This window comes from Streptomyces sp. WMMC500 (assembly GCF_027497195.1).
In the GTDB taxonomy this organism is placed as follows: Bacteria; Actinomycetota; Actinomycetes; order Streptomycetales; family Streptomycetaceae; genus Streptomyces.
The window spans coordinates 6,921,044-6,936,356 of record NZ_CP114905.1 but is presented as its reverse complement, the minus strand read 5'-3'; the positions used below and the strand labels follow the sequence as shown (position 1 = coordinate 6,936,356).

Annotated in this window: 13 protein-coding genes, 1 other RNA gene and 1 pseudogene; 8 read left to right on the top strand and 7 right to left on the bottom strand. The window is 73.6% G+C overall.

Annotation, left to right across the window (positions count from 1 at the left end; genetic code table 11):
* Positions 1-28: 28 nt before the first annotated feature.
* Entirely contained in the window at positions 29-1,135 is a 1,107-nt protein-coding gene (locus tag O7599_RS29865; RefSeq protein ID WP_281618708.1) for a LacI family DNA-binding transcriptional regulator, read from the bottom strand.
* Between the two features lie 143 nt (positions 1,136-1,278).
* Between O7599_RS29865 and O7599_RS29860 the strand changes: the two genes are divergently transcribed.
* A complete protein-coding gene (locus O7599_RS29860) occupies positions 1,279-2,232 on the top strand; it encodes a glycoside hydrolase family 16 protein (protein WP_281618707.1) in 954 nt (317 codons plus the stop codon).
* Entirely contained in the window at positions 2,229-3,386 is a 1,158-nt protein-coding gene (locus O7599_RS29855) for a beta-1,3-glucanase family protein (RefSeq protein WP_281618706.1), read from the top strand. The genes O7599_RS29860 and O7599_RS29855 overlap by 4 nt, the downstream gene beginning before the upstream one ends.
* A gap of 184 nt (positions 3,387-3,570) precedes the next feature.
* Here O7599_RS29855 and leuE read toward each other — a convergent pair whose 3' ends face one another.
* Positions 3,571-4,242 carry a leucine efflux protein LeuE gene (leuE, locus tag O7599_RS29850; protein ID WP_281618705.1) on the bottom strand — a complete coding sequence of 224 codons (672 nt, stop codon included), beginning with the start codon at positions 4,240-4,242 and terminating at the stop codon, positions 3,571-3,573.
* A 140-nt stretch (positions 4,243-4,382) separates the two neighbouring features.
* Here leuE and O7599_RS29845 point away from each other — a divergent pair, with 140 nt between their 5' ends.
* Both O7599_RS29845 and O7599_RS29840 read left to right on the top strand, forming a co-directional pair.
* Positions 4,383-4,925 carry an MOSC domain-containing protein gene (locus O7599_RS29845; protein ID WP_281618704.1) on the top strand — a complete coding sequence of 181 codons (543 nt, stop codon included), beginning with the start codon at positions 4,383-4,385 and terminating at the stop codon, positions 4,923-4,925.
* A gap of 83 nt (positions 4,926-5,008) precedes the next feature.
* On the top strand, positions 5,009-6,481 hold the full coding sequence (locus O7599_RS29840; protein WP_281618703.1) for an RNB domain-containing ribonuclease: 1,473 nt from the start codon (positions 5,009-5,011) through the stop codon (positions 6,479-6,481).
* A 922-nt stretch (positions 6,482-7,403) separates the two neighbouring features.
* Here the strand turns inward: O7599_RS29840 and O7599_RS29835 are convergent.
* Together O7599_RS29835 and O7599_RS29830 are read right to left on the bottom strand one after the other, a co-directional pair.
* Entirely contained in the window at positions 7,404-8,282 is an 879-nt protein-coding gene (locus O7599_RS29835) for a MerR family transcriptional regulator (RefSeq protein ID WP_281618702.1), read from the bottom strand.
* 75 nt (positions 8,283-8,357) lie between these two features.
* Positions 8,358-9,833 carry a pyridoxal-dependent decarboxylase gene (locus O7599_RS29830; protein ID WP_281618701.1) on the bottom strand — a complete coding sequence of 492 codons (1,476 nt, stop codon included), beginning with the start codon at positions 9,831-9,833 and terminating at the stop codon, positions 8,358-8,360.
* A 68-nt stretch (positions 9,834-9,901) separates the two neighbouring features.
* Here O7599_RS29830 and O7599_RS29825 point away from each other — a divergent pair, with 68 nt between their 5' ends.
* From O7599_RS29825 to rnpB, 3 genes and pseudogenes are all read left to right on the top strand, one after another.
* Positions 9,902-10,732: an AraC family transcriptional regulator gene (locus O7599_RS29825; protein WP_281618700.1), complete on the top strand. Its 831-nt coding sequence runs from the start codon at positions 9,902-9,904 to the stop codon at positions 10,730-10,732.
* A gap of 67 nt (positions 10,733-10,799) precedes the next feature.
* Positions 10,800-11,579 (top strand): annotated as a pseudogene (locus O7599_RS29820) (DMT family transporter); the annotation flags it as partial.
* A gap of 155 nt (positions 11,580-11,734) precedes the next feature.
* An RNA gene (gene rnpB, locus O7599_RS29815) (RNase P RNA component class A) lies at positions 11,735-12,134 on the top strand.
* Positions 12,135-12,317: 183 nt separating this feature from the next.
* Here the strand turns inward: rnpB and O7599_RS29810 are convergent.
* Positions 12,318-12,845 carry a hypothetical protein gene (locus tag O7599_RS29810; protein WP_281618699.1) on the bottom strand — a complete coding sequence of 176 codons (528 nt, stop codon included), beginning with the start codon at positions 12,843-12,845 and terminating at the stop codon, positions 12,318-12,320.
* Between the two features lie 75 nt (positions 12,846-12,920).
* Complete coding sequence (locus O7599_RS29805) at positions 12,921-13,073, bottom strand: hypothetical protein (protein ID WP_281618698.1); 153 nt, start codon at positions 13,071-13,073, stop codon at positions 12,921-12,923.
* A 128-nt stretch (positions 13,074-13,201) separates the two neighbouring features.
* On the opposite strand from O7599_RS29805, the gene O7599_RS29800 reads away from it, so the two are divergent.
* The gene (locus tag O7599_RS29800) at positions 13,202-14,671 is read left to right on the top strand and encodes an ATP-binding protein (RefSeq protein WP_281618697.1); all 1,470 of its coding nucleotides are present in this window, start codon (positions 13,202-13,204) and stop codon (positions 14,669-14,671) included.
* Positions 14,672-14,849: 178 nt separating this feature from the next.
* Here O7599_RS29800 and O7599_RS36925 read toward each other — a convergent pair whose 3' ends face one another.
* On the bottom strand, positions 14,850-15,299 hold the full coding sequence (locus tag O7599_RS36925; protein WP_348652573.1) for an SAM-dependent methyltransferase: 450 nt from the start codon (positions 15,297-15,299) through the stop codon (positions 14,850-14,852).
* Positions 15,300-15,313: the final 14 nt, after the last annotated feature.

Sequence of the window (15,313 nt, the reverse complement as noted above, 5' to 3'; positions counted from 1 at the left end):
TCTCAGCCGGGCCCCCGGCCACCCGACCTCACCCGGACTCCCTCACCACCAGCCGCGGCGTCGTCACCACCGGCTCCTGGTGTCCCTGGCCGCCCCCCAGGTTGGTGAGCAGCATCCGGGCCATCACGCCGCCCATCCCCTCGACGTCCTGGTGCACCGTCGTCAGCGGCGGCTCCGTCCAGGTCGCCGGCTCCAGGTCGTCGTAGCCGACGACCGCGACGTCGGCGGGGACGCGGCGGCCGTGCGCGCGCAGGGTGCGCAGGGCGCCGGTGGCCATGAGATCGGAGGCGGCGAACACGGCGTCGAGGTCCGGGGCCCTGGCCAGCAGCTCGGCCATCGCCCGCTCGCCGCCGGCCGGGGTGAAGTCACCCTCCGCGACCAGCTCCGGGTGGCGCCCGCCGTCGTACGGGCCCCCTCCCCCGGCCCTGACCGGCCCGCCCTCCGTCGCACCGTCGTCCGTCCCCCCGCCCCCGGTCCCCCCGCCCTCCGCCAGCGCCGCCCTGTACCCCGCCAGGCGGTCCACCGCCGACGTCTGGTCCAGCGGCCCCGCGATGTGCCCGATCCGCCGCCTCCCCCGCTCCAGCAGGTGCCGCACCGCCAGCTCCGCGCCCGCCCGGTTGTCCGTGTCCACGTACAGCAGCCCCCGCTCCCCCGCGGCCCCCGGCCAGCCGGGCCGGCCGCCGTAGACCACCGGGAGGCCCGCCGCCGCGGCCATGCCCGGCAGCGGGTCGTCGCGGTGCAGCGAGAACATCAGCGCGCCGTCCACGTGCCCGCCCGACAGGAACCGGCCGATGCGCGGGTAGTCCTCGCGGTCGGCGACGTACAGCAGCACCAACTGCGTGTCCGCCGCGGCCAGCGCGCCGCTGATCCCGCGCAACTGCCGGGCGAAGAACGGGTCGGCGAAGACCCGGCTCTCGGGCTCCGCGATGACGACGGCGACCGCGCCGGTGCGCCGGGTGACGAGGGTGCGCGCGGCCTGGTTCGGTACGTAGCCGAGTTCGGCCACGGCGCGGTGCACCCGTTCGCGCAGCGACTCCCGCACCCCCGCGCCCCCGTTGACCACGCGCGACACCGTGGCCCGCGACACTCCGGCGCGGGCGGCGACGGCCTCCAGCGTGGGGCGGTTCCCGGACACCTCAACTCCTCTTCACTCGGTGGGCCTTGACAGTAGCCCGCCCACTCGGCAGTGTGCCTCAACACAACCTGAGAGCGCTCTCAAACGGGCGCATCCCCAGGGGAGAACCTCCTCATCCCCCACACCCCGAGGAGCTGCCAGACATGCACGCGATACGACGACGGTGGCGCAGGATACTGCTCTGCGCGGTCGCGACGCTGGCCGCGGTCAGCGCCCTGACCCTGCCCTCCGCGACGGCCGGCGAGGACGACGGCAACGCCCCGGCGCCCCTCGCCGAGGTCTTCCGCGACGACTTCGACGGCGCCGCCGGCTCCCCGCCGGACGCAGCCAACTGGATCATCGACACCGGCACTTCCTACCCCGGCGGCCCCGCCAACTGGGGCACCGGCGAGATCCAGACGTACACCGACAGCCCCGAGAACCTCCAGAAGGACGGCAACGGGCACCTCACCATCACCCCCCGCCGCAACGGCTCCGGCGGCTGGACGTCCGCCCGGATCGAGACCCAGCGCACCGACTTCCAGGCCCCCGCGGGCGGCGTGATGCGCATCGAGGCCCGTATCCAGATGCCGAACATCACCGGCGAGGAAGCCCTCGGCTACTGGCCCGCGTTCTGGACGCTCGGCGACGCCTACCGCGGCAACTACTGGAACTGGCCGGGCATCGGCGAGTTCGACATCATGGAGAACGTCAACGGCATCGACAGCGTCTGGGGCGTCCTGCACTGCGGCACCGCCCCCGGCGGCCCGTGCAACGAGAACAACGGCCTCGGCGCCTCCCGCGCCTGCCCGGGCGGCAGTTGCCAGTCCGGCTTCCACGAGTACGCGCTGGAGCTGGACCGCTCCGGCTCCGTCGAGGAGCTGCGCTGGTACGTGGACGGCCAGCAGTACCACTCCGTCAACGCCGACCAGGTGGGCGCCGAGACCTGGGCGAACCTCGCCCACCACGGCCACTTCCTCCTCCTCAACGTCGCCATGGGCGGGGCCTTCCCCGACGGCGTCGCCGGGCACGCCACCCCCGTCGACGCCACCCGGCCCGGCGTGCCGATGGTCGTCGACTACGTGTCCGTCGAGCAGTCCGGAGGTGCCGCCAAGTGATCTCGCGACGCAGGCTGCTGGGTGGCCTTGCCGTCGCGTCCGCCGCCGCGGGGACACCTCTGGTGCTCTCCGCGGCGCGGGCGGGCGGCGCCGCCGCGGCCCTCGACGTGACCGTCGTCAACAAGACCGGGGCGTACGAGAACTCCTCCGTCAGCATCTACGTCGTCGGCAACGAGGGCGGCCGGCAGGTCCGCCTCACGCCGGACGGGACGCTCGCGCCGATCTCGCTCGACGACAACGGCCCCGACGGCTACACGGACTACGCCATCCCCTTCGCCGGCAGCGGCGACACGGCTCTGACCCTGCCGAACATGTCGGGACGGCTGTACGTCGCCCTCGGCGGCAAGCTGAAGATGAAGGCGGTCACGGACGGCGCCGGCAACGCGGCGCTCGCGTATCCCGCGGGCTGGGTGTCGACCGACCCCAACTACGCCGTGGTGCACGACTGCATGGAGTTCACGCTCAACGACGCCGGCATGTTCTGCAACACCACCATGGTCGACATGTTCAGCGTCCCGATGTCGATCCACCTGACGGGCGCGAAGGACCAGACGACCGGGACGCTCAAGGACGGCGCCCGCAAGCAGGTGTTCGACACCCTGGCCGGCACCGAGGGCTTCGACCGGCTGGTGGACGCGGACGGGCTGCGCGTCATCGCCCCCGGGCACGGCCTGGACGCCGGGCTGTTCGACGGCGCGTATCTCGACGGGTACGTGGACGAGGTCTGGTCGGCGTACGCGGGCAAGGACCTGAAGGTCACGACGAACGCCGGTACCTTCACCGGTCGCGTCGCCGGTGACCGGCTGTCCTTCACCGGCCCCGCCGACGTGGCCTTCGACCGGCCGCCCACCCGTGACGTGCTGTTCTGCGACGGCAAGCTCGCCGCGCCGAACGACGGCACGACGGGGCCGGTCGCCGCGGTCCTGGGCGCGGCGCTGAACCGCACCACGCTGCGCGACCACGCCGACCAGCCGGTCACCGACGCGTCCGCCTTCTACGGCACCGACATCTCAAACCACTACGCACGGGTGATGCACGAGGTGTCCGAGGACGGCCGGGCGTACGGGTTCGCCTTCGACGACGTCTCCGGCTTCGCGTCGTACATCGAGGACGGGGCTCCGCAGCAGCTCACGCTGACGCTGACGCCCTTCTGACACCCACGGGAGCCGGCGGGGGGCAGCGGGAGCCCGCCGGATCCCGAGGGGCCGCGGGATCCGCGGGGTGCCGGGGCTGTCCGGTGGTCAGGGCCGGGCAGCCCACGGCCCGCGCGGCGACGCGGCGACGCGGCCCGCCGGGCGGACCGCCGCGCTGAAGGCCGCGCGGACCGCAATGCCGGACCTACGCGCTGCTCATCGACAGCTTGGCGGCGAAGCCGAGGAACGCCGTGCCCGCCGCCGCGGACATCCCGGCCGTCAGCCGCCGCCGGCGGCGGAAGAGCGCGGCGAGGTGCGTGCCGCTGAAGATCAGGGCCGTCAGGTACGTGATGCTGAACAACTGCGCCCAGGCCGCCAGCACGAGGAACGTCAACTCCGGGTGCGCGTACGCCGGGTCGATGAACTGCACGAAGAACGAGACGAAGAACAGTATCGCCTTCGGGTTGAGCAGGCTGACGACGAACGCCCGGCGGTACGGCCGCTCCATCTCCCCCCGCGCCTGCTCCGCCCCCGCCGGTTCACCCTCCGCCCGGGCGACGGCCCGCGCCTCCCGTTCGCGCCACATCCGCCACGCGCCGCGCAGCATCCCGACCGCCAGCCACGTCAGATAGCCGGCGCCCGCGAACTTGACCACGGCGAACGCCGTCGGGCTGGCCTGCAACAGGGAGGCCACGCCGCCCGCGGAGAGCACCATGAGCACCATGTCGCCGCACATCACGCCGCCGGCCGCGCGGTAGCCGGCCCGGGCGCCGCGGCGGGCGGCGACGGAGACGACGTAGAGGGAGTTGGGCCCCGGGAGCAGGATGATCAGGGCCAGTCCGGCGAGGTACGTCGACAGATCGGTGACTCCAAGCATGCGGGCCAGGCTGCCATGCGCCCACCCGTCCGTACGAATCAATATGCCGCGGTCCCGCATGCCGGACAGATGCCGCCCCGTCCACCCGCCGGTTAGGCTCGTAGCGGAGCAGCGGTCACGGCGGAGGGGGTCCGTACCTCATGAACGGCACGGTCACGGCGGTCTGCAGCAGCGGCGAGTACACCTTCACCAAACCGGCCCGCGAGGCCATCACCCTCCTCGCCGGCCTCGGCGTCGAGGGCGACGTACACGCCGGGGTCACGGTCAGGCACCGCTCCCGGGTCGCCCGCGACCCCTCCCAGCCGAACCTGCGGCAGGTGCACCTGATCCACGAGGAGTTGTTCGCGGAGGTCGCCGCGGCGGGCTTTCGGGTACGCCCCGGGGAGATGGGCGAGAACGTCACGACCCGCGGCGTCGACCTCCTCCGCCTGCCCACCGGCACGCTGCTGCACCTCGGTGCCGAGGCGGTCGTCGAGGTCACCGGGCTGCGCAACCCCTGCAGTCAGATCGACGGGTTCCAGGGTGGGCTGCTCAAGCAGGTCGTGGGCCGCGACGCGGCGGGGAACGTGGTGCGCAGGGCGGGCGTGATGAGCGTGGTGCTGACGGGCGGTGTGGTACGTCCCGGAGACCCGGTCGTCGTCGTGCTGCCGGACGCCCCGCACCGCCCGTTGCAGCAGGTCTGAGCGCGCCGCCCGCCCGCGGCGCGGGGGGCTGATCCGGCCGCGGTGGCGCGCCCGGGACGGTCGTCCGAATTATGGTGATATGCGTGCCACAACGCATCCTGTACGCCGTCGACGCCGAGGACGCCCCGCTCCGCGCCGCCCTCCGCCGGCTGCGCGCCGCCGAGGACGTACCCGCCGCTTTCCCGCCCGAGGTGCTCGCCGAGGCCGACCGCGCCGCGAAGGCGCCCCGGCTGCCGGAACGGGACGCGACCGACATCCCGCTCTACACCGTCGACCCGCCCGGCTCCCGCGATCTGGACCAGGCCGTCCACATCGCCCGCCGGGGCGGCGGCGGCTTCCGCATCCACTACGCCATCGCCGACGTCGCCGCCTTCGTGACGCCCGGCGGAGCCCTCGACGCCGAGGCGCGCCGCCGCGTGACGACGCTGTACTTCCCCGACACCCGCGTTCCCCTGCACCCCGAGCAGCTCTGCGAGGGCGCCGCCAGCCTGCTGCCCGACCAGACCGCCCCCGCCCTGCTCTGGGAGATCGACCTCGACTCCAGCGGGCAGACCGCCGAGGCCAGGGTCGCCCGCGCGCTGGTACGCAGCCGGGCGCGGCTCGACTACGGCGGCGTACAGCAGACCATCGACGAGGGCACCGCCGAGGAGCCGGTGGCGCTGCTGCGCGACGTCGGGCTGCTGCGCGAGGAGCTGGAGCGCGAGCGGGGCGGGATCTCGCTGGGCGTACCGGAGCAGGAGGTGGCGCGGCGGGACGGCGGCTACGCGCTGGAGTACCGCGCCCCGCTGCCCGCCCACGGCTGGAACGCGCAGGTGTCCCTGCTCACCGGCATGGCCGCCGCGGACCTGATGCTCGCCGCCGGCACCGGCATCCTGCGTACGCTGCCGCCCGCGCGGCGCGGCGCGCTGACGTATCTGCACCGGGTGGCCCGCGCGCTGGACATCGACTGGCCCGAGGGCCTGGACTACCCCGAGCTGATCCGCTCGCTCAACCCGCAGATGGCCAACCACGCGGCGTTCCTCCAGGAGTGCACCGCGCTGCTGCGCGGCGCCGGGTACACCGTCTTCGACGGCGCGCCGCCTGCCCGCCAGGACGCGGTGCACGTCGCGGTGGCCGACGAGTACGCGCACTGCACGGCACCGCTGCGCCGGCTGGCCGACCGGTACGCCGGGGAGCTGTGCCTGGCGGCGGTGGCGGACGAGCCCGCGCCGGAGTGGGTGCGCGAGGCGCTGGGCGGCATCCCGGAGCTGATGGCCGCGGGCGCGGCGCGGGCGGCCCGGCTGGAGCGGGAGTGCGTGGACCTGGTCGAGGCGGCGCTCATGAGCGGGCGGATCGGGGAGGTCTTCGACGGGCACGTGGTGAAGGTCGACGAGGACCGGCCGACGCGGGGCACGGTGCAGCTCTACGAGCCGGCGGTCATCGGCCGCGTGGAGTCGGCGGACTCGGCGCCCGGCCCCGCGGCCGGCGAGCCGTTGCCGCTCGGCCACCGGCTGCGGGTCCGGCTGACGGCGGCGGAGCCCGGGGTGTCCCCGGTGGGGTTCGTGCCGGCGCCCTGAGCGTCCGGCGGCGGCGCCTCGCCGGACTCCCCCCATACCCCCTGTTCCTCCCGCGCCGCCTCCCGCTCCCGCGCCGCCTCCCGCGCCTCGTCCCGCGCCGCGCGCAGGGCGTCGACCACCGGCCGCGGGTCGTCCGCGTAGAACCGCAGCACCCGCGCCCGCGCCGGCCCGCCCAGCGGCCGGACGAACGAGACCGGCTCCGTCAGCTCGACCGTCACCGTCGTCTGCCCTCCGACGGCCAGGTCCGCCGTGCCGTCGTCGGCCAGCCGCAGCAGCCCGCCCCCGTCCGGGAAGCGGCGCTCCAGCCGGGCGTTCGCGATCAGCTCGGCCGGTACGGGTATGTCCAGGAGGACCCCGTACCGTACGCGCAGCGAGCCGTCCCCGCCGACGACGTGCGGCCGGACCACGCAGGCGGCCTGGAGCGCGAGGATGAAGTAGATGCCCCACAGGTCGACCACCAGCAGTACGGCGTGCACCACCGGCCAGGGGATGACGAGGGCCAGCGCCACGGTCTCGACCACCGAGACGAAGAGGAAGCCGTAGAACGTGAACGACTGCCCGGCGGCGTACGGGACGGCGGTGTCGCCGGGGCCGACGCCGTGCTTCGGGCGGCGGGCGAGCCAGCGCAGGGTGGCGGTGAAGAGCTTCACCTCGTGCACGGTGAGCCTGCGCACGGCGGCCGGGACGCTGTCCCGTACGGCCTCCAGACCGGCCGCGCGGGGCGCGAGGCCGGCGCCGCGGTGGCGGCGGTAGTCGGCGGCCAGCAGCGTGACCAGGGCCGCGGTGACCAGCAGGACGGCAACCTCGACGGCGAGCAGCACCGGCTCCGGGATACGCACGCCCGAGGCGAGGCACAGCACGAGCACCAGCTCGCCGGGAACGAGCGAGGCCAGGGCCCAGCGGACCGTGCGGCGCAGAGCGTTCACGACGCGCTCTCCCCGCGCCGCCGGCCCGCGCGCCCGGCCCCGCCCGCCTCGCCGGCCCCGCCCGTCCGCTCTCCGAGCAGGGCCATCGCCCGGCGCACGACCTCGGCCTGCGCCGGGGGGAAGTCCGCGAAGAACATCTCCGCGAAGGCCTCCCCGCGCTCGTCGCCGCCGTCTCCAGCCCCGCCCTCGGTCGCGTGGGACCCGGCGGCGACCAGTTCCACGGCCTCGTCCGGCATGGCGGCGACCACGTCCCGGGCCAGCTCCCCGACGCGCGGGTCGCCGGGGTCGGCGTCGGCCAGTTCGTCGAGCCGGGCGTAGATGCCGTACGCGCGGGTCATCGCCTCCGGATCGGCGCTGAGCGCGTGCACCAGCGCGCCGAGCCAGCCGCGGTGTGCGTCGTCCGCGGTGGTGTCCAGCAGCGCGAGCAGCTCCCGCTCCTTCGCCGCGCTCGCCGGCTCGGGCACGCCGAGCCGGGCGGAGGCCCGTGACATGTCGGCGAACACCGCCGCCAGCTCCGGCGACACCGGCCCCTCGGCGGGCAGCCCGCCGCCCTCCGCCTGCCGCAGCAGCTCGGCGAGGCGCGCGCGGCGCTGCCGGATCGCCGCCTCCTGGCGGGCGAGGTCGGCGTCCAGCCCGGCGAGGATCTCGTGCAGTTCCTTGCCGGCGTCGTCGGCGAGCGCGTCGCGGACCTCGTCGAGGCTGAGGCCCAGCTCGGTCAGCCGGCGGACGCGGGCCAGCTCGACGGTGTCGCGCAGGGTGTAGACGCGGTAGCCGTTGGCGCGGCGGGCGGGCTCGGGCAGCAGCCCGATGCGGTGGTAATGCCGCACCGTACGGGTGGTGACCCCGGCGAGCGCGGCGAGCTCTCCGATTCGCATGACCTCAGTAGAAACGTTGACGTCGCGACAAGGTCAAGCGACGGGCCGCGGGACCCCGCGGGCGCCCCCGGCGGATCACCCCGCGGGTGCCCCCTCGTCCGCGCCGGTCACGGCGTCGGCCGCGGCGCACAGGTCGTCCCACAGAGCCCGTACGTGCCGCTCCTCGGTCTCCAGTCCGCCGATCGCGACCCGCAGCAGGTAGCGGCCGTCGACCACGGTGTGCGTGACGTACGACCGCCCGCCGGCGTTGATCCGCTCCAGGACCGCCTTCGTCGCGGCGTTGTCGGCGTCGGTGCCGCGGCCGGTGGCGACGTACAGGCACACCAGCGCCAGGCTCCGCGGCACCCCCGGCGCGAACCGCGGGTCGGCCGCCGCCCACGACTCCAGCTCCGCGGCGAGCCCGACGTGCCGGCGCACGTGGTCGCGTATGCCCGCGAGGCCGAAGCGGCGCAGCACCGTCCACAGCTTCAGCGCGCGGAAGCGGCGGCCCAGCGGCAGGTGCCAGTCGCGGTAGTCGACGACGGCGCCGGACTCGCTGGCGGCGTTGCGCAGGTACTCCGGCAGTACGGTCAGGGCGCCGACGAGGGTGGCGGTGTCGCGGGTCCAGAAGAGGTTGCAGTCGAAGGCGGTGAGCAGCCACTTGTGCCCGTCGGTGCTGTACGAGTCGGCCAGCCCGGCGCCGTCGAAGAGCCCGCGGTGCTCGGGGCAGAACGCGGCGGCGCCCGCCCACGCGGCGTCGACGTGCAGCCATGTGCCGTACGCGGCGCAGACCTCGGCGATCTCGCGCACCGGGTCGACGGCGCCGGTGCCGGTGGTGCCGATCGTCGCGCAGACCATCACCGGGCGGCGGCCGGCGGCCACGTCCTCGCGTACCGCCGCGGCCAGGGCGTCCGCGGACATCGCCTGCCCGCCCGCCGCCGCGGGCACGGTCCGTACGGCGTCCGCGCCCAGGCCCGCGGCGATGGCAGCCTTCTCCAGCGAGGAGTGCGTGTGCGCCGAGACGTACAGCACCTCGCGTCCGTCCCGGCCGGCCGTCCGCCACGCGCCGCCGGAGGTGCGGTGCAGCGCGGCGAGGAGCGCGACCAGCGAGGAGGAGGACGCCGAGTCCTGGATGACGCCGCCGCCACCGCCGGCGAAGGTGAACTCGGCGGGCAGTCCCGTGGCGTCGGCGAGCTGGTCGAGCAGGTGCTGCTCCAGCTCCGTGGCGGCGGGGGACGTCGACCAGAGCATGCCCTGGGAGCCGAGGCCGGTGGAGAGCATGTCGCCGAGGAGGGAGGCGAGGGAGGCGTTGGCGGGGAAGTACGCGAAGAAGCCGGGGTGCTGCCAGTGGGTGGTGGCGGGCACCACGACGCGGTCCATGTCCGCCAGCACCGCCGTCAGCGGCTCGCCCTCCTCCGGCAGCTTCGCGGGCAGCCGCTCGCGCACCCAGCCGGGCTCGACGCCGGGGAGCACGGGCAGGTCGCCGACGCGGGCGCGGTAGTCGGCGATCCAGTCGACGTAGGCGTGGCCCAGCTCGCGGAACTCTTCCGGGGACAGATCTCGCTGCGACATCAGGGCATCGTAGCCAGCGGCGGAATCCCGCTGGCAAGGGGCGTACGGCATCGCGCACAATGCGACGCATGAACGGCAACGGGGGCGGGCGGGGGTCCGGCGAGTACGCGCGCTGGACGCGGACGCCGCTGGGCGCGGGCCAGTCCCTGTACCTGATGACGGCGTGCTTCACCGCGCACCGCTACGCGCCGCACGCCCACCACGAGTTCGCCGTCGGGGTGTGCACGCACGGCGCCGAGGTCATCGACTACCGCGGCGACCGGATCCGGGCGCGGCCCGGCAGCATCGTCGTCCTCGCCCCCGGCGAGGCGCACACCGGCGGCCCGGCGGGCGACGAGGGCTACGCCTACCGGGCGTTCTACCCCTCCATGGCGCTGCTCACCGACGGCGCCTGCACCGACGCCCACTTCGCCGAGCCCGTCATCGACGACCCGGCCCTGGCCGCCGCGCTGCGCGCCGCGCACGTCGCGGTCGGCCGCGGCGCGGAGCCTCTGGAGACGGAGTCGCGGCTGCCGTGGCTGCTCGCCGCCCTGGCCCGCCGCCACGGCCGCGCCCGGCCGGCGGCCTGCGCGGCGCTGGGGGACGGCGTCGCCCGCGCGGTACGGGACCGGCTGGCGGACGAGCTGACGGACCCGCCGTCGCTGGCGGCGATCGGCTGCGACCTGGGGCTCTCCCGCTACCAGGTGCTGCGCGCGTTCCGGGACAGCATGGGCATGCCCCCGTACGCCTGGCTGGCGCAGTACCGGGTGGAGCGGGCGCGCGGCCTGCTGGAGGCGGGGCACCGGCCGGCGGAGGTGGCGGGTCTCGTGGGGTTCGCGGACCAGGCGCATCTGACGCGGTGGTTCCGGCGGGTCCTGGGGGCGACGCCGGCGGCGTACCGCCGCAGCGTCCGTCCCTGAGATCCCGGGCCCTCCCCCGCAACGGCATTCAAGACAGCGGGCCGTCGCGCCCCGGAGGCTGGACGGCATGACTGCACGCGGCTGGGTCCTCTTCCTCCTCATGGGCGTCATCTGGGGCGTCCCGTACCTGATGATCAAGGTGGCCGTGGACGCGGTGCCGCCGTCCGGGGTCGTCTTCGTCCGGTGCGCGCTGGGCGCGCTCATCCTGCTGCCGCTCGCGCTGCGCGGCGGGGGGCTGGTCCGTACCGTACGGACGCACTGGGCGCCGATGCTGGCGTTCGCGTGCATCGAGATCATCGGCCCGTGGTGGACCCTGACCGACGCCGAGCGCAAGCTCTCCAGCGCGATGGCCGGCCTGCTGATCGCCGCGGTGCCGACGATCGGCGTGATCCTCGCCCGGCTCCTCGGCGACGAGGAGCGCCTGGGCCGCCGCCGCTGGCTGGGCCTCGGGCTCGGCCTCGCGGGCGTCGCGGTGCTGGCGGCACCGGAGTTGAGCGGCGGCTCGGCGTGGGCGATCACGGAGGTCATGCTCACCGCCCTCGGCTACGCCACCGCCCCGCTGATCATCGCCCGACGGCTGAAGGACGTACCGACGCTGCAGCTCATCGCCCCCTGCCTGCTGCTGGCCGCGATCGTCTACGCCCCGGCGGGCATCGCCTCCTGGCCGGACACCACGCCGTCGGGCAAGGTGCTCGCGTCGCTCGCGGGCCTGGGGGTGCTGTGCACGGCGCTGGCGTTCGTGGTCTTCCTGGAGCTGATCCGCGAGGTGGGCCCGACGCGCGCGGTGGTCTTCACGTACATCAACCCGGCGGTCGCGGTCGCCGCGGGCGTCGCCTTCCTCGATGAACCCCTGACCGGCTCGATCGCCGCCGCCTTCGTCCTCATCCTGGCCGGCTCCTTCCTGGCCACCGCCGCCTCCTCTGCCGCCTCCTCCGCGTCCGCCTCCGATCCGGGCGGCGGCACGGGGCCGCTCGCTGCGACTACCATGGACCCCACGGCGGACGAGCCGGCCGGGCGGTCGCGTCGGTCCCACCCAGGGACCGCCGAGGAACGTCCGGGCTCCACAGGGCAGGGTGGTGGGTAACGCCCACCCGGGGTGACCCGCGGGACAGTGCCACAGAAAACAGACCGCCGGGGGCCAGGCCCCCGGTAAGGGTGAAACGGCGGTGTAAGAGACCACCAGCGCCCGGGGTGACCCGGGCGGCTCGGTAAACCCCACCCGGAGCAAGGTCAAGAGGGGCCGCGGAAGCGACCCTGCGCGGACGACCGAGGGCGGCCCGCCCGAGTCCGCGGGTAGACCGCACGAGGCCGGTGGCAACACCGGTCCCAGATGGATGACCGCCTCCCCGCGGACCGCAAGGCCCCCGGGAGACAGAACCCGGCGTACAGGCCGACTCGTCCGCCTTCACGGCCCTGACCTGGGTGTTTACCCGGATCAGGGCCGTTTTCCACGCCAAGGTGCCTCACGTCTCTACCTGTGGTTTCCCGGGAGTTCCCGCGCGTTTGCGTCATGGATGGGTAACGCGATCTTGGTGTTGGGGCGGCAGTGAGGCTGGATGACGGCTGAAGAGCGCTCAGTCGCGAGTCAGTGCCCGGGGCGAGGCACGGTGTGTACGCCCGCGCGTCGGACGAGCACTTCTGGGATCGGGGACGCCGTACCCGCCCATTCCCGTTGGGCCCGCGGCAGCAACGCCGCCGCCGGTAGGCCAACGGGGCCGGGGATGCCATAGAGCTCTTCGAAAGAGGCGGGGGCCTGAGAAGCCATCTGCATTCCGGGCGTGCGCGGCTGTGGTCGAACACCGCCGGCCTCCGGCGCGGCCAGGACCGCCAGGAGGCGCTGGCACTCCGGCGCGAGCGCCTCCGTGCTGACGCCCTCGGCGCGGTGCGGCAGCGTGGCCCCCGGCACCGCGGCGGCCTGGACCTGCCCCATCGTCCCGGCGCCCGGCTCGGCCATCACCTCGGTGACGGTCTCGCGGGCCTGGCCAAGCCGCTCCAGATGTGCTTCCGCCGCGCTGAGCGCGGCCGTGATCCGCTCGGCCTCCTGACGCAACCGGGCCACCTCCGCGCGGACCTTCTTCTCCCGGACCTCCAGCAGACCGAGCACCGACGGCATCAGCCACCTCCACCGAACGCCCGGACCCTCCCGCCACCAAGCGACGTTCATGCCCGACCGATAGAAACCCAGCCATCACATTCGGAATCCGGATGACTTCTTACAGTTGCCGTGGCCGAGCGCCTTGCGGAGCAGGCTGGTGATGGCGGCGCCCCGGCCAACGCCACCCAGCACCGAGGAAAAGGACCACGCCGAGGTCCAGAGCATCGGCACCGAGAGCGCTTCCACCCCCCGGCGCTCCTTTCTGGCCAGGCATGCTGACCGGCCCCGACCCCCGGTTGCACAGTGGTCTGTACGACCTCGTAATAGTTGCAGTTATAATAGGCGCAATTATTCTTCCGAAGGTGCGTGCTTCCATGGACAGACCCGCCGAGATGTTCGACCGCGACTTCGAGTGGTCGGAACTGGCTCGCTTCGCAGCCCTGCCAGGATCCCGGGCCACCCTCGGCGTGGTCTCCGGACGACGTCGCCAGGGCAAGACCTTCCTGCTCGACGCCCTTATCCGCGCGAGCGGCGGGTTCATGTTCACCGCTACGGAGACCACGGAAGCTGACGCCTTGCGTCAGTTCGGCGCGGCTCTCGCTCACTATCGCGATCAGCCAACGCCTTTCCGTTTCGCCGACTGGGGTGAAGCTGTCACCGAGCTCATGCGTATCGCGGACGGGGGCAGCCCCGTCACGGCGGTCATCGATGAGTTTCCCTTCGTCGCGAAGGCGTCCCCGGCTCTCCCTTCGATCATCCAGCGTGCCCTCGATCCGACGGCCCAGCGCATCAGTACCCCCGTACGGCTCCTGCTGTGCGGTTCCGCGCTGTCCTTCATGGGGGGGCTCCTCGCCGGAAACGCCCCGTTGCGCGGCCGCGCCGGCCTGGAGCTTGTCGTCCCCACTCTGGACTTCCGTCTCGCCGCCGACTTCTGGGAGATCGCCGACCCGCGCACCGCGCTGCTCACCCACGCCATCGTCGGCGGTACTCCCGCCTATCGCCGCGAGTTCACCCAGGGTGACGCCCCCGTCGGCCCCGACGACTTCGACGCCTGGGTCGTCCGCGCAGTCCTCAATCCTGCCCGCCCGCTCTTCCGGGAAGCCCGCTATCTGCTCGCCGAAGAGCCAGAACTCCACGACACCGCCCTCTATCACTCGGTCCTGGCCGCCATCGCCGCCGGAAACACCGCCCGCGGCGGCATCGCCGACTACCTCGGCCGTAAGTCCACCGATCTCGCCCACCCGCTCAGCGTCCTTCAGGACGTCGGCATGATCACGCACGAGGCTGACGCCTTCCGCCGCAACCGCTCCGCCTACCGCATCGCCGAACCCCTCATCGCCTTCTACCACGCGGTCATGCGTCCTGCCTGGGGTGACCTGGAGCGCCCCGGACGCGCCGGTGCAGTGTGGCACCGCGCCCAGTCCACGTTCCGCAGCAAAGTCGTCGGCCCGCACTTCGAGCAGGTCTGCCGCGAGTGGGCCCGTTGGCACGCGTCGGCCGAAACCCACGGCGGGGTGGCCACCAGAGTGGCGAGCGGCACCGTCAACGACCCTGCCGCGAAGACCAGCCACGAGGTCGACGTCGCCGTCCACGGGGAGACCGAAAGCGGCGGCGAGGGACTTTTGGCCATCGGTGAAGTCAAGTGGAACGACGTCATGGGGCAGAGACATCTGGACCGCCTCCAGCGCATCCGCTCCCTGCTCATGGCACGCGGCACAGCTACCGACGCCACGAGGCTGCACTGCTACAGCGCCGCCGGCTTCACCGACGACCTGCGCCTCCGCGCCGAAAGCGACCCCACCATCCAACTGATCGATCCGCATCGCCTCTACCACGGCGACTGATGAGCGCTCGGACCTCGTCACACCGTGCACGGGATGTGTAACGCCGTCGTCGAAACACCGCACCTCTGCAGGTCAGATCGCTAGTTCCCGCGCGGTTGCGCCCGCGTAGGCCACTGGGTTGAGCCGCTCGACCATCCCGTCCCCTTACTTGGTCGCAGGTTCGAGTCCTGCACGCTGCTCAACGGTCAACTGTCAGCGTCCCCCACTGCCCCGGGCCGGGTGACACGTGGTGGCGGCACAGGGGATGGCGTATCCGCGCATCCCGCTGGCCTACCGCTCTGTCGGGTGCGTGCTCGTGAGATCCATGGCACACCGTCGGGACTTGACGGGCGTCCAGATCTGGGCGATCCGGCGCCGTGGGAGGGGCATGTGTGGGCGCCAGTAGGGCAGGCGGACCACGCCGGGATCGAGCAGCTCCAGGCCGGTGAAGAAGCGCGATCTCTTCGCGTGTGCGCGTCGTCAGGGGGGCGTCGATGTCGGTTGCTGCGTACACGGTGGCGGTCAGCACCAGAGCCACCGGTTGGGTGAAGTCCAGTGTGCGGTGCAGCTCGGTCGAGTTCAGCACGGCGCGCGGGTTGCGCAGGTCCGCTCGCATGCAGGTGACGGCACCGGCGGCGTTGCTGGTCATCAGCGCCTGGGCGT